This window comes from Acidobacteriota bacterium, from assembly GCA_016715115.1.
Taxonomy (GTDB): domain Bacteria; phylum Acidobacteriota; class Blastocatellia; order Pyrinomonadales; family Pyrinomonadaceae; genus JAFDVJ01.
Genome location: JADKBM010000016.1, coordinates 69064 through 83912 on the forward strand (window position 1 = coordinate 69064; position 14849 = coordinate 83912).

The window sequence follows — 14849 nt, forward strand, 5'->3', positions numbered from 1 at the left end:
GGACGGCGACCGATCATTTTTCCGTTTCGGGCTTTAAGAGAAACAATCCCAGCAGATAAAAGATCACTGTAAAAAATTGAATGTAACCGGTCGCGGCGGCGTATCTCGGCAGGCTGAACAGCCACGTGACGCTTTCCTTTCCCGGATTCGCCATGATCCCCTGCCACCAACTTTCCGTCGCGGGTGCGGTTAAATTGAGCAGAATCAAATATTTGACGACGAACGCGAGTCCAAAGAGCGCGCCCAGGCTGCGGATCAGCCGGCGGGTGTCGAACTCGGCGAAAAGGTTGTTCCAAAGCGTCCAGAAGAAACAGAACGCGACGACCCAGAACGGAAGTCCGAGTTCCGGAAGCAGCGAGTTGAAGATCTGGACCGACGCCGCGAACAACGAAACGACGACCGCGCCGTTGGCAACATTCTTGAGGGTCGAAAAATCTTCCGAAAACCACCCGTCGAGCCGCAAGAGCCCGGCGCGAAAAAACAAGACCAGCAGGATGGCTGCCGAGATCAGGCAAAACAGCGCCGGCCTCACAAAAATGAAATCGCTCTTTTCCGAGCCGATCCGCAATCCTCCGAGCAGCGCGACCGTCAGAAAGAGAAATGGAATCAAGAGATATGTCCGCTGGTCGTGGATATTCGATGTTCGATTCCGTGATTGCGATGCGCCGGCGACCGGAACAAGTTCGCCTTCGATGATCTCGATTTCAAGGGATTCATTGGTCATTTTCGTTCTCGCGTCAGTTTGAAAGGATTGAAATCATCGGCCGTCAGGCGGAGTCCGTCCTCGAATTCACTCTTGAGTTCGGCCGCAGTACGGAGTTTCAGGTCGCCGTCGTCGGACTTGAAGTCGCGGTCGAGTTCGACCACTTTTTCGACCTCGGCGAGTCCTTTCTTGAAAAGTTCGTCGTCGCTGTAGACCTTTCCGAATCCTTGTCGATAGTAGCTGTAAGCGATGTAGAACTGCGTCCGGGCATCGCGGCGTTCGGGGTCGGCGCGAAGAAACCCGTCGCGCGCCGCAACGAAATTGTCCCGCCGAAACTCGCCGAGGGCCGCCGTGAACCTGGTTTGGTCGACTTCGTATGTGCCAAGCACGACGCCGCCTTTGGTCGTCAGATTCTCGACCGTTTCGCGCGCCTTGGTCGACATCTGCCCGAGATCCTTGGGCGCCGCCGCGTAGATCCAAATGACGAACACCCCATATACGGCGACGAGAATTATCCCGAAAGTCTGGATTAGCTTTTCATTCATTGTTACAATCGACCCAACCTCGGATGTCGGTTTTCCGCGATCCGATTCAATTATCAAGCGGGCGCGGATTTTTGTCTATGAAGAAGTTTTTCCCGTTGCTTTGCCTTTTGCTCGCCGCTTGCTCGACGGCGCAGGTCCTGACCGACAACAAGACGGTCTCGCCGACACCGGAACGGATCGAAAAGACGACGAATCCGGGACGCGTCGTTCACGTTCTCGTTGCTCTTTGCGATAACGAGTTTCAAGGAATCGTTCCCGTCCCGGCCCATCTCGGCAACGGCGAGGACCCGGAAAGGAATCTCTATTGGGGCGCGGCGTTTGGGGTGAAGACCTTTTTTTCCAAATCGAAGAAATGGAAACTGATCGAATCGATCGCAAACCCCTCGGAAAACGTTCTGGAACGGCTCGTTTTCAAACGTCGGGACGCGAACGTTTATCTCGTCGCCGATGCCTACCGCGGCAGCCGGATGAGGCAAACGATCGATGCCTTTTTAGATGCGGTTTCCGGGAAGAACCGCGAGAACATAAAGGTCGATGACACATCCTTGCAGATCGCCGGCGGGAGCGATCTCGTTGCGTTTGTGGGCCACAACGGCTTGATGGATTTCAAACTCGATCGGCAGATCGAGAACTCGGATGGGACTTCTCGCGATGCGGTCGTTCTCGCTTGCGCGAGTCGGAGTTATTTTTTCCAACCGCTCAAAGATGCCGGTGCAAATCCGCTGCTTTGGACAACCAATCTGATGGCGCCCGAAGCGTATATTCTGCACGACGCGCTCGACGGTTGGGTTTTGAACGAAAAACCGGAGCAGATCCGCGAACGCGCCGCCGCGGCCTACGCGAGGTTTCAGAAAATCAGTCTGAAAGCGGCAAAGAACCTTCTGGTTATGGGATTCTGAGGATTCAACGGAATAACGTTCTAGCCAATCCAGCTTTTGGTGACCGGGTTGAATGAGACAAATCGTCTTTTTTTCACGGGTTAACTCAGATAGACTTAATATTACGGAAATGCCGGATCGCAGTTCTTATTTCGGAGCAGTTGAAAGCGGATGAATGATGATTGACAGAACACTTCTGAACACAGATCGGTTTTCAAGTCGGCTTTATCCACTCATCTGTGTTAATTCGTGAACGAAAGGCGGTTGGAAATTAATGTGGAATCTGGAATCGGGAACTTTGAAAAACCTGCTTGATTGAAGCGACAGGCCGTTCTTGACAGAACACGGATGGGTCGGGATGAAAACGATGATTTGAGACCAATTCGGCGCCATCACGGTCGAAAAAATACATGATCTCATCCCGCCGATCCGTGTTCATCTGTGGTTAAACTGCCGCCGATTTCCTTCAAGCCTGTATTTCAAAGCTCCCGAATCTGGAATCTGGAGTCTGGAATTTGATCGAGGCCGAAATTATGAAACCTATCTTATTCTTACTGCTTACAATCTTCGCAACGGCGGCCTTCGCCCAGGAACGCTGGACCGGACGATACGAATTTGAGGAACTCGGCGGCAAGACCTCCGGCGGCACGGCGATCATCGTCAATCACGAGCTCGAGATCACAGATTCGGACGACGGATTGATCGCTTTGATCCGCGGCACGGGCTTTCAGACGTCGCGCGACCTTGTCGGCAACGCGCGCGTCGAGGGCGAGAAATTGCTGATCTATTTCAATTCGTACAACGAGGACAACGTTCTCGAACCGTATGCGGAAGGCGATCTGCTCCTGACGCTCGAGCGCCGCAAGGGCGAACTTCTCACATTCTGGGGAAAGTACCTGCCGGTCGTTCAGAAGAACGAAAAGACCGGAAAGGTCTATTTCACGAAAGTGAAGATCGTTGAAGAATAGCGCGGTTTGGGATTCGAGCTTTGAGCTTTGAGCTTTGAGCTTTGAGCTTTGAGCTTTGAATCTGAAATATCTGGAATCTTGAATATCTGGAATCTTGAATATCTGGAATCTTGAATATCTGGAATCTTGAATCTCTGGAATCTTGAATCTCTGGAATCTTGAATCTCTGGAATCTGGAATCTCTGGAATCTTGAATCTCTGGAATCTGGAATATCTTGAATATCTGGAATCTTGAATCTCTGGAATCTTGAATCTCTGGAATCTGGAATATCTGGAATATCTGGAATCTTGAATCTCTGGAATCTGGAATATCTGGAATCTGGAATATCTGGAATCTTGAATCTCTGGAATCTTGAATCCGCCGCGCCCGTGATTTTGACGGCGAAAAGTGCGAAAATAATGTTGATGTCAGCCGTTGCGCCTCAAGTCGATAAACCGGAAGTTTTGCCCGGCGGTCATCTTTTGTTCGAATACTGCGGCGACGAGTCGGGGCCGACTTTGATCGTCTTTGGCAGCGTTCACGGAAATGAAGCCGGCGGCGTCCGCGCCATCGGGCGCGCCTGCGCCAAATTGCGGCCGATTGTCTCGAAACTCCGCGGCCGGGTCGTCCTTCTGGCCGGCAACACCCGCGCATACCGCCAGGGCATACGATTCATCGACTCCGACCTGAATCGCCATTTCACGCTTGAACGAATAGCCCAAAACCGGAAGAATCCTGGCCCGCTCAACGAAGACACCGAACAAATCGAACTGCTCGCGATCCTCGACCGCGTCATCGCAGATGCCCGCAACGAGGTTTACGCGATGGATTTTCATTCAACCTCCGCCGAGGGTGTACCGTTCGCAACGGTCGGCGACACGCTCCGCAATCGAACGTTCGCACAGAAATTTCCCGTGACGCTTCTTCTGGGGATCGAAGAACAGCTTGACGGCACGATCCTCGAATATCTAAATAATCTCGGGGCGATCACTTTTGGTTACGAGGCCGGCCAGCATTATGCCGAAACCACTGTCGATAATCACGAAGCGCTGATCTGGCTCGGATTGGTAAACTCCGGGATTCTCCGTCGCGAAGACTGCCCGCAATACGAAAAGCATCACGCTGCGCTTGCCGGCGCGACCGGGTGTACGCGGGTCGTCGAGATCCGCTATCGCCATGCGATAACTGCCGATGACGATTTCACGATGCGGCCCGGTTTCAATAACTTTCAAAAGATCGAAAAGGACGCGCCGCTCGCCGAACAGAGAACGGGGTCCGTTCTCGCGCCCGAAAGCGGCTTGATACTTATGCCGCTCTATCAGAAACTCGGCGAGGACGGATTTTTCATCGGTCGCGAGATCGCGCCTTTTTGGCTCAAACTGTCTTGGCTTTTGCGAAAAATGAAGCTCGGGAATGCCGTGCGCATTCTTCCCGGCGTCTGGCGCAGTGACGAAGATCCGGACATCTGGGAGATCGACACGCGAATCGCGCGGTTTTTCCCGTTGCAGATCTTCCACCTTCTGGGATTCAGAAAACGCCGCTGGAAAAACAAGAAACTGGTCGTCAGCCGCAGAAGATTCGACACTTCCTCGCCGTTTCTTGGTTAGGTACGAGACACGCGTAAACACGCAACTCGTGAGGTTGTCGCTACCTTCGCTTGCGAAATTGCCATTCGAAACGCGAGATCAGACCGTCGTTATTGAAATCGAGCCGTTCGAACGCGCGCCGGTTGCCGCGCCATTCGACGAATGAAACATAACCGTCGTTATTGAAATCGAGCCGGTTGAATCCGCCGAGACGTGTCTGATTCCAGTTCCGATTTTGATTCCAGTAGCGATTCTGCGTCGGACGATCGATCCGCACCCCGCGCGGCCGGCGAACCTGAGCCGACGCACAAACCGCGAACAGGCCAAAACTAAGGAGCGAAAAATAATTATCTTGCGCAACATAACACACCTCCCCAGACGAGTCATTGTTCAATTCCTCATCTCCGATAGTTAGGACGCGATCCGAGCCGTGAAAGCCGAACGATTTGGATTCCGACCTGCCGGATTCAAATCGGAATCGCGATCACGTCGACGACGACGTTTGATTCCGCTTTTCGATCTTTCGACGGGGAACAGCTTCAAGGCAGGTCGAGAGAGAGACAAAAAGGCATGCGTCAGCCAGACATCCAAGATTGGTCGCCAAAATCCAAGATCCGAGGCCGCAATCAGTTACGCGGCGCATTTAAGGCAAAAGCTGGTTTGCGGAATGGCCTGAAGCCGATTGCTCGCGATCTTGTCGCCGCAATTTTCACAAAAACCATAATCTCCGGCATCGAGCCGCGCGAGAGCGCGTTCGACCTGCACAAACTCCAGATTCAGATTGTCGTCGATCTGCGTCAGGATCTCTTCGTTCTCACGCTGAATCGCCTGTTCTTCAAGGCTCTTGTCGAATTGCCGTCTGGCGCTAACTTCGACGCGCCCGAGAAGTTCCGCAAGTTTCACCTTTCGTTCGACCAGCGTTTGCCTGATTTCGTCAAAGTTTTCCATAGTTGCCTCACGGGTTTTACAACTTTACACCGAAATAGTCTTCGGAAAATGTGATATAAATTACAATTCCGAATGAAACTCGATATCAATAACAACGAATATCTGCCGGAGTTGAAGAAGCGTGGCCGAACCAAGGTCTTTCAGCCGGGAGAGGAGATCTTCGCCGAAGGTGAAGATGCCCTACATCTGCCGATCGTGCTTTCCGGAAAGGTCAAGATGGTGCGTTATCCCGAAGTCGGAAAAGAGATCATCATCGGGATCTTTTCCGACGGCCAGATGTTCGCGGTTCCGCCCGTTTTCGACGGCGGGCCGTATCCCGCTTCGGCGATCGCAATGGACGAGTCGCGTTTGCTGATTATTTTGCGCAACGAGTTTCTCGCTTTTGTGCGCGAGCACCCGGATTTTTCGGTCGCGGTCATCAACTGGATGTGCGGAATGCTCCGCGAGAAAACCTCCGTCATCAAGAACCTCGCCACCGCCTCGCCTGAACACCGTGTCGGAAACGTGCTGATTCAACTTCTCTCAAAGGAAACGGAAAAGAATGGCGGCCCGATACGGATCTCGCTGCGGCGTCAGGATATCGCCGAAATGGCCGGATTGACGACCGAAACGACGATCCGGGCAACCCGCAAACTTGCCGAAAGAGGACTCCTGCGAATCGTCCACGGCAAGATCTATGTCGACGACGCGAAGGAACTCGGGCGATTTCTCAAGAACTGATTTTTTCGAGGACTTGAAAGGTTTTTTGCGCGAACGGCATTAACAACTGCAAAACGTTTGGAAACGCTGATCTATCAAAGCTTTTACAGGGAGAGTTCGCATGTCCGATATTCGCTACATTGACAAGGATTTCGTGAGTTTCAAATTCAAGGGTTTCGACGGCACCGAAAAGAAGGCGATACTCGTTTTCGGCGACAAGGTCGAGGTTCTGGAAGAAGGCGCGGGATCGAAGCCGAGTTCGATCCGTGCGCTGGAACTGTTCGACGGAACGATAGTGGGAACAGTTAAGGGCCGTCCGTTCCGAACCCGCGAAAAGGGGGTGTTGAAGTTCTCGATGGTTGACGTCCAGCAGGGTGACGGGATGATCCTCGAAACTCCGCCCGATGCCAACCACCGGACGCGCCTCGTCTTCATCGACGGTGGCGACAACCAGCTCTTTGCCCGCCATATCGCAGCCCGTTATCAGCATCGCAAGAGCGCTCCGAACTCGCCGCTCGAAGTTGATCTGATTCTCGTCACGCATGGCGACGCCGATCACTTTGAGGGCCTGAACTACATAATGGAGTCCGAAACGGACATTGGGATCTCGGACCGGAAGCGGCTTTTTATCCGCCCAAAACGTGTTTTTCACAACGGACTCGTCAAGGGGCCGACGAATACCGGCGAGATGGAAATGCTGGGCAGGACGGTTGATCTCAACGGAAACCCGATGATCGTCGAATTGTACGACGATCCGCGAAAAGCGCCGGACTCAAAGAAGAACACGCCGTTCAGGAAATGGGACGAGGTACTTTCACATTGGGAGACCCGCGGAAACATCGAATTTCGAAGAATTGCCCACGGTATGGACAGCGACGCGTTATTCGGCTTTCTGGGCGACGGAATCAAAGTCGAGATCCAGGGGCCGTTCTCGCAACCGGTGACCGACCCGGTCGACGGAACGGTGAAACAGGCCTTGCCGTTTCTTCACAAGCCGGCTGATTCGGCATTGATGCATCTTCAGGACGAGACTGGCGCGCCATCGGCCAGTTTTTCAAGCTCCCACACAATCAACGGACATTCCGTGGCGCTACGGTTTATCTATGGCAACGTACGCTTTAACCTGACTGGCGATCTGAATCAAGAATCGATGGCTCTGATGCGCGCTAGACTGGACCTAAGTGAACTTGAATCGGAGGTTTTGAAGGCACCGCACCACGGATCGGCCGATTTCGATTTCGAAGCGCTGCGCGCGATGAAACCGGTCGTTTCGTTGATCTCTTCGGGCGACGAAAGCGCGAACAAAGAACATATCCATCCTCGAGCGACCCTCGTCTCGGCGCTCGGGAAAGTGAGCCGCGGATCGACCGGAATCGTGCTCTGCACAGAACTCGCCGCGTTCTTCTCAAAACGTGATTATTCACACCAACGCGAACAACTTGCCAAGTATTTTGCCGGCGACGAGCCAATCACACGCGAAGAACTGCGAAAGCTCTTTGGCGGCAAGCTCCGCTCGGCGGCTGACGAGAAGGCTCTTCCCTCTTTCTTTGCCTTCGAACGGACGAATTTCGGCATTATCCACGTGCGCACCGATGGCGAACGCGTTTTGGTCTTCACGCACAGTGGAAAAGAAGGAATGCGGGAAGCCTACCGATTCAGCGTCGACCCTGCTCACGGAATACGGTTCTCGAAAAGCGTCTCAACCGGTTAGTTCAGGCCCGCGGCAGAAACACCAGGCTAACGGCTGAGCTTTCCGTCATTTGTCGGTCGTCCGATGCGGTCCACACCGATCAATCCCGCCGCAGATCGGGAACCCCGCGAATGTAGTTTTGCATTCGATTGGCGATGTTTGCGGCGCGCAGTTTCGCAAAATCGGCGCGTTCTCCAACGAACATCTCATCGGTCGTGGCGTTGAAGATCTCGAGCCAACGACGAAAATGATGCGGTTCGAGCGGTGTTTTCGAGTTGAGTTCGCCGTGAATCTGCAGCGGATTTCGGCCTCGCGTTTGATAGTTCTTTCCACCCAACAGAAGACTTTCCCAAAAATCGCCGATGATCGGCAAATGTCGGGCGAGATCAAGTTTCGCGACATCGGTAAAAATGTAGCCGATGGTCTCGTCGGCTGTCGCGCGCGCGTAGAACTGGTTCATCAAGTTATCGATGTCGGCCCTGTTCTCGATGTCGTTCTTCATCTTGGGTATCGGACGATTTGGCGGACCGTTCCGTGTGATCAGAACGGTCCGTCGTTGTGGTCGTTTGCGCTTCGCGCCCATTGCAGGCGGGACGCTTGCGCTCCGGCCTCTACGCTTCCGTCTTCCGTTTCGAGAATATCAGCTGAAGCGCGAACCAGACGAACGCGAAGGCGCCGATTGCGAACACGGTGTCGCCGAGAACGCGCATCCAACGGAAAAACTGCATCACGTCCGTCTGCATAAACTCGGCGGAACGCGCCGACCAGTAGCCGCGCGAGACCGATTCGACGGTTTGAAGCAATCCGATCGGAAGCAAACTCAGGAGCATCATCATCAAGAGTCCGATGTTGATCGCCCAGAACGCGAATTTGATCAGATTATCGTTCCATTTGCGTTCCGGATCCATCGCCCTGAGACAGAAAAGCGTCAGTGCGAGTCCAAGCGTTCCATAAACGCCATAAAGTGCGCCGTGCGCGTGGACGGCCGTCGTGTTCAGTCCTTGCATATAATACAAAGCGATCGGCGGATTGATCATAAAGCCGAAGATCCCGGCGCCGACAAGGTTCCAGAAGGCGACCGCGATAAAGAACCAGATGACCCACTTGTACTGACCGAGCCAAACCCGTGCCCGCGACCGGTGAATATTTTCCCAGGCCTCGAAACCGACCATCGTCAGCGGAACGATCTCAAGCGCGCTGAAGACCGAACCGAACGCGAGCGCCACCGTCGGCGTCCCGGCGAAATACAAATGGTGCAAAGTCCCAATGATCCCGCCGCTCAGGTAGATCGCGCCCGAAAGCAAAGATGCGCGCGCCGCCGATTCGGAATTGATGACGCCGAGCCGCGCGAAAAGAAACGCGACGACAACCGTGGCGAAGACTTCGAAAAAATCCTTCGACCCAAAGATGAACGACCCACCAGCGCCAGTATTCGACGACGGACAAATGCGACTTCATTCCCCAAAATAGTCCGGGGCGTAGAAAAGAGCGATGCCCGCCGTCGAGATCATATAGAGCAGGAGCAAAGACTTGCGTTCATCGTTCTTGCGAAACGCCGGGAGCGCCGTCCGCAATACAAGAAACAGCCACAAAAGCAGTCCGACAAAGAGCGCCGCCTGCCAGACGCGGCCGAGATCGACGTATTCATAGCCCTGGTGGCCGAACCAAAACCAGGTGTCGCCGGAGAGTTTGTGCATCACCGACATCCACTGTCCGCCCATCGAGCCGAGAACGACGACGAGGAGCGCGCCGAACAGTGCGTCGACGCCGAGTTTCTGCATCTTCGGCTCGAATCCGCAAATGATCGGACCGATAAAGAGACCGGCCGCGAGCCACGCCGTCGCGATCCAGAAGATCCCAAGCTGGACGTGCCACGTACGCGTCACGACATATGGCAGATACTCGGCCAACGGTATCCCGTAAAAACCGTGCCCTTCGACGCCGTAGTGCGCGGTAATGACGCCGAGGATAATCTGCAGCAAAAACAGAAGCGTGACCACGAGAAAATACTTGACGGTCGCCTTTTGCGAGGGCGTAAGTTCGGCTCCGATCAGCGGATCGCTGTCGGGTGCGCCCTCGAACGAGTCTTCGGAACGGGTTCCGGCGAAGAACCAGATGAGTCCCCCGATTCCGGCGATGAGCGCGATCACGCTGACCCCGGTCCAAACGATCGTCGAACCCGTCGGGACGTTGCCGACCAACGGCTCAGCCGGAAAATTGCTGGTGTACGAGATCGACTGATTCGGGCGATTCGCCGCCGACGCCCACGACGTCCAGAAGAAAAAGGATGTCAGCTGGCGGAGTTTTGCAGGATCCGGTTGCGCGCCCTTCTGAATCGCGAAATCCTTGTTGCCGTCGGTGAAGACGCCGCTGTAATACTTGAGATTCTCATCGAACGCCTCGGCCCGGAGCGCGTCGATCGTGATCTTGTTCGTGTTTGGATCGTATGTGTTGGTGCGCATCAGATCCGTCAATCGCTGACGGATTGCTGCCTGTTGCTCGCTCGACAACGCCGTGTAATCGCGGCCGAATTCCTTGTTCGAGAATTTGTTCAGGATGAACACCGATTCGCGATGAAGATAATCGGCCGTCCAATCCGGCGCCACGTAACTGCCGTGTCCCCAGATCGAACCGACCTGCATACCGCCCATCGCCTGCCACACGTTTTGTCCGTTCGAGATCTCACCCTCCGCGACCACCGTGCGGCCGTCAGATGTGACGACGGCGACCGGGATCGGCGGCGCCTCCCGAAAGATCTCGGTGCCGACCCATAGCAGCACCGCGAATGAAAGGAAGAAAATCAATCCGAATACTATCCAAAGCTTTTTCATAACCAGTTTCCTCAAAAAATTGAAATAAAGACAATGTCGCGTTAAGAATAGGCGGCGCGGCGACGGCAAAAATGATTGCGGTCATATTCATTGAAAATAAATTTTGCGACCGGCCGATTTAAGGTTAAGATGTTGTTAAATTCCGACTTCCGCTTGATAAGAAGGCTGTTTCCCGAAGGCAGAGAGTTATTTTTCCCGGTTGCCGACCAAATTGCAGGCAAGAAAGACGAGGTACCCGACGATGGGCGAACACAAGGTCACCACTGAAAACGACGAAGCTCAACTAAGACAGTTCACGCGTGCCGTTCTTGACGATCTTCAGGCGCTCGAGATGATGATCCGTGGCGGCTATATGGAAAACGACGTACTGCGGATCGGCGCCGAGCAGGAGATGTTCCTTGTCAAATCGTCAATGCATCCGGCACCGTTGGCAATGGAGATCATCGAAGACGTCAACGATCCGCGCCTGACGACCGAGATCGGCCGCTTCAACATCGAAGCCAACCTGTCGCCACTTGATTTCAGCGGAGATTGCCTGAAGGTTCTCGAGGCCGAGATCAACGAGATGGTCGGTATCGTCCGCGGTTCGGCGAAGAAGTTCAACGCCGACGTTCTTCTTACAGGTATCTTGCCGACGATCCAGTCTTCGGACCTCGTCGAGCGCAATCTGACTCCGAGTCCGCGCTATCACGAGCTGAACCGCATCCTGACGGCGCTCCACGGCACCGAACGCGTCGTTCACATAAAGGGGCTTGACGAACTGCGGATCCACGTCCAGGATACGTTCGTCGAGTTTTGCAACACAAGTTTTCAGGTCCATCTGCAGGTCCCGATGAACCGTTTCGTCGAATACTACAACTGGGCCCAGGCGCTGAGCGCTCCGATCCTTGCTTCGGCCGTCAACTCCCCGGTACTCCTCGGCCACCGTTTGTGGCACGAATCGCGGCTCGCGCTGTTCCAGCACGCCGTCGATTCGCGGTCACCGGTGCATCAGGAACGGAGCCATCCGGCGCGAGTCACGTTTGGACGGAATTGGGTTGAAGATTCGATTCTCGATGTTTTTCACGAAGACGTCGCGCGCTTTCGGATTCTCCTGACGCGCCAGCTTGAAGAGGATTCGCTCGAGTCGCTCAAAGAAGGCCGGATTCCGGGACTCGATGCGTGGCGGATGCACAACGGCACAATCTGGCGTTGGAACCGTGCGTGTTACGGCGTAATGAACGGCAAACCGAGTATGCGCGTCGAGGTTCGATTCCTTCCGTCCGGGCCAACCGTGGCCGATGAAATGGCGAACGCCGCGTTCTTCCTCGGATTGATGATGTCGATGCCGGAAGAGTTCGGCGACGTCACGAAACGAATGTCGTTCGACGACGCGAAGAATAATTTTTTCACGACTGCAAGGTATGGCTTGAAATCGCAGATCGTCTGGCCTCGACGGCCAGTCTTTTCGAACCGCGCGGCTAATCCTTGAAGAGTTGTTGCCGCGCGCTCGCCACGGCCTTGAAAAAGGTGGGGGTCGACAGCGCCGACATCGAACGCTATCTCTCGAATTCTCGAAGAGCGCGAAAAACGAGAAGACCGGTTCACAATGGGTGCTTGATTCGCTGGCGGCGATGGACAAGAAGGCGAAAGTGAACGTCCGGATGCGCACGATTACCTCGGCGATGCTCGAGAACCAGTACAACTGCCGCTGCACGAATGGCCGCTCGCCGTGATCTCCGAGAAAAGCGATTGGATCGACAATTACCGGACCGTCGAGCAGTTTATGTCGAAGGATCTTTTCACGGTCCGGCCGCAGGACGTGATCGATCTCGCCGCGAGTTTGATGAACTGGAAACATATTCGGCATATCGGTAGAAGACGATTCCGGGAAACTCGTCGGCATACTCTCACCGCGATCTGATGAAACTGATGACCGAGCATTGCGGAGAAGAGATCGTGGTGCGCGACGTGATGAAGACCGAACTCATTACCGCAACACCCGAAACGTCGTCTCGAAGCGCTCAAAACGATGCGCGATAACGACATCGGATGTCTTCCGGTGATCCGCAACGAAAAACTTGTCGGGTTGATCACCGATTTCGATTTCCCTGACGGTTTTCGGTAAAGCTCTTCGAGGAACGGCTGCGCTCGGAAGCCACATAGTCCCGTTTCGTCACGGGTCAGGTTCCGCTCGTCACAAGACCGTTGCGCGCCGGGACGATTTGCGCTGCAATCCGTATTCAGGAGATTTGAAATAGCGGCTTCGAAGGAAATCAGCGACAGTTTAACCACAGATGAACACGGATCGGCGAGAGAAGATCATATGTCTTTTCGACCGTAATGGCGCCGAGTTGGTCTCAAATCGATAGTTTTCATCCCGACCCATCCGTGTTCTGTCAAGAACGGCCTGTCGCTTCTATCAAGCCCAGGTTTTTCAAGTTCCCTATTCCCTATTACGTATTGCTCTGCGCAAGCCTTCGGAAACAGAATCAGTATGAATGAAGACAATCGCCGTTGGCTGAAGTGGGTCGCGATATTCGGCATTTGGACCGTTTTCGGCTTTCTTCGCCAGCCAACTGGCACTTAAAATCAGCTTTTCAGGAGAATCCTGTTTCGTTCTGGCGGATACTCTCGTGGCAACTTTTCTAGGGCTACATCTGGTTTCTTCTGACTCCTGTCATACTCTATTTCGGCAAACGCTTTCCCTTCGAGGATGGCCGCTGGAAATCGAGCCTTCCGGTCCACATCGCGGCGAGTTTCGCGATCGCGTTCGTCCAACTCGCGTTCGACGCCTATGTTCTGCCACAGCTCGGCTATTTAAGGCGATTTCAACCCGCCACTTTTGGGAAACCTACAAGATCTTCCTGCTCGTCAATCTCCATTTCGGGGGTCGCGATCTACTGGGCAGTGCGGAGGACTTACCAGGCGATCAGGTATTACCGCAAGTACCGCGAACGAAATCCGCGCCCCGCAGCTCGAAGCGCGCCTGCGCGCAGTCCTGCTTTGTAGGTGCTCAAATGCAGCTCCATCCGCATTTTTTGTTCAACACATTGAACGCCGTTTCCGAACTGATCCACAAGGACCGGACGCCGCCGAGCGGATGATCGGCGACCTCAGCGACCTGCTCCGTCTGTCGTTCGAAAACCTCGAGATCCGAAGATCCCGCTCAAACAGGAACTCGAGTTTCTCGAAAGTACCTTCAGATCGAACAAATGCGTTTCCAGGATCAGTTTACGGGTTGAAATGAAGATCGCGCCCGAAACGCTCGACGCGAGCGTGCCGAATATGATCCTTCAACCGTTGGTCGAGGAACGCTATCAAACACGGGATCGGGCCGCGGACGCGCGGTGGAACGATTCGAGGTCGCCGCCGAGCGCCAAAACGGTTCATTGCATCTTAGCGTCCGCGATGACGGTCACAACACGGTTCGGCGATGTCGAAACGCTACACGAAGGTGTCGGATTGTCGAACACGCGCCGCCGGTTACTGAGACATCTTTACGGCGAGAACCACAAGTTTGAGATCGAATGGGAACGGCGTAGTGTCAGATTGACGCTGCCGTTTGATTAGCCACTCGCAGATGTTTGATGTTGATACGAACCATTTTGTCGCGACAGCACTGCCAGGCGACCGCGTGCGAGGAGGTTTTGCGCGACGAGCCAGGCATTGAGATCGTCGGCGAATGCGGCAACCTGGCGCTGAAGCGATCGAACTCCATCGACTCCGTCCGCCCGGACCTTGTTTTCCTCGACATTCAAATGCCGGAGAAACCGGGTTTCCCGAAGTCGTCAAATCACTTGGCGATCGCGACGTTCCGGCGATCATTTTTCGTTACGGCTTACGACCATTACGCCCTTGAAGCGTTCGCGTCGACGCTGCTTGACTATCTTCTGAAAACCGTTCAACCGCGAACGCCTGCGCCGGGCACTCGGCCGTGCCAGGACCGACATCGAAAACCGTTCGAAAGGCAAGATCGACGAACCATCGCGTCGCTTATCGCCGACCTCAAGGCTGAAAAAGAGATATCTTGAGCGGGTCT

The 14849-nt window shown here is 54.3% G+C and carries 13 protein-coding genes and 2 pseudogenes; 9 read left to right on the forward strand and 6 right to left on the reverse strand.

From position 1 onward, the window contains the following. Positions 1-13: 13 nt before the first annotated feature. On the reverse strand, positions 14-724 hold the full coding sequence (locus IPN69_18070; protein ID MBK8812619.1) for a hypothetical protein: 711 nt from the start codon (positions 722-724) through the stop codon (positions 14-16). Next, positions 721-1248, reverse strand: a complete 528-nt coding sequence (locus tag IPN69_18075) for a hypothetical protein (GenBank protein ID MBK8812620.1) — start codon at positions 1246-1248, stop codon at positions 721-723. Before IPN69_18075 ends, IPN69_18070 begins: the two co-directional genes overlap by 4 nt. 77 nt (positions 1249-1325) lie before the next feature. Between IPN69_18075 and IPN69_18080 the strand changes: the two genes are divergently transcribed. The 3 genes from IPN69_18080 (at position 1326) to IPN69_18090 (ending at position 4681) form a co-directional block, all read left to right on the forward strand. Then, on the forward strand, positions 1326-2147 hold the full coding sequence (locus tag IPN69_18080; GenBank protein ID MBK8812621.1) for a hypothetical protein: 822 nt from the start codon (positions 1326-1328) through the stop codon (positions 2145-2147). A gap of 512 nt (positions 2148-2659) precedes the next feature. Then, entirely contained in the window at positions 2660-3094 is a 435-nt protein-coding gene (locus IPN69_18085; GenBank protein ID MBK8812622.1) for a hypothetical protein, read from the forward strand. Positions 3095-3325: 231 nt separating this feature from the next. Then, entirely contained in the window at positions 3326-4681 is a 1356-nt protein-coding gene (locus IPN69_18090; GenBank protein ID MBK8812623.1) for a succinylglutamate desuccinylase/aspartoacylase family protein, read from the forward strand. Positions 4682-4721: 40 nt separating this feature from the next. On the opposite strand, the gene IPN69_18095 is transcribed toward IPN69_18090, so the two are convergent. Together IPN69_18095 and IPN69_18100 are read right to left on the reverse strand one after the other, a co-directional pair. Beyond that, positions 4722-5054, reverse strand: a complete 333-nt coding sequence (locus IPN69_18095) for a hypothetical protein (GenBank protein MBK8812624.1) — start codon at positions 5052-5054, stop codon at positions 4722-4724. A 236-nt stretch (positions 5055-5290) separates the two neighbouring features. Beyond that, entirely contained in the window at positions 5291-5608 is a 318-nt protein-coding gene (locus IPN69_18100; protein ID MBK8812625.1) for a TraR/DksA C4-type zinc finger protein, read from the reverse strand. Positions 5609-5680: 72 nt separating this feature from the next. On the opposite strand from IPN69_18100, the gene IPN69_18105 reads away from it, so the two are divergent. Both IPN69_18105 and IPN69_18110 read left to right on the forward strand, forming a co-directional pair. After that, positions 5681-6328 (forward strand): Crp/Fnr family transcriptional regulator, encoded by a 648-nt coding sequence (locus tag IPN69_18105; GenBank protein MBK8812626.1) that lies wholly within the window; start codon positions 5681-5683, stop codon positions 6326-6328. A 100-nt stretch (positions 6329-6428) separates the two neighbouring features. After that, positions 6429-8018: a competence protein gene (locus IPN69_18110; GenBank protein MBK8812627.1), complete on the forward strand. Its 1590-nt coding sequence runs from the start codon at positions 6429-6431 to the stop codon at positions 8016-8018. A gap of 79 nt (positions 8019-8097) precedes the next feature. Here IPN69_18110 and IPN69_18115 read toward each other — a convergent pair whose 3' ends face one another. Further along, positions 8098-8499, reverse strand: a complete 402-nt coding sequence (locus IPN69_18115) for a group III truncated hemoglobin (GenBank protein MBK8812628.1) — start codon at positions 8497-8499, stop codon at positions 8098-8100. A gap of 109 nt (positions 8500-8608) precedes the next feature. Beyond that, a pseudogene (locus tag IPN69_18120) lies at positions 8609-10828 on the reverse strand (nitric-oxide reductase large subunit). 241 nt (positions 10829-11069) lie between these two features. Between IPN69_18120 and IPN69_18125 the strand changes: the two are divergent. The 4 genes and pseudogenes from IPN69_18125 to IPN69_18140 all read left to right on the forward strand — a co-directional run bounded on the left by IPN69_18125 (position 11070) and on the right by IPN69_18140 (position 14841). Beyond that, positions 11070-12935 (forward strand): annotated as a pseudogene (locus IPN69_18125) (CBS domain-containing protein). 508 nt (positions 12936-13443) lie between these two features. Further along, positions 13444-13914: a histidine kinase gene (locus IPN69_18130; protein ID MBK8812629.1), complete on the forward strand. Its 471-nt coding sequence runs from the start codon at positions 13444-13446 to the stop codon at positions 13912-13914. A 139-nt stretch (positions 13915-14053) separates the two neighbouring features. Then, entirely contained in the window at positions 14054-14380 is a 327-nt protein-coding gene (locus tag IPN69_18135) for a hypothetical protein (protein MBK8812630.1), read from the forward strand. Positions 14381-14397: 17 nt separating this feature from the next. Beyond that, positions 14398-14841: a hypothetical protein gene (locus tag IPN69_18140; protein ID MBK8812631.1), complete on the forward strand. Its 444-nt coding sequence runs from the start codon at positions 14398-14400 to the stop codon at positions 14839-14841. The last annotated feature ends 8 nt before the right edge of the window (positions 14842-14849 follow it).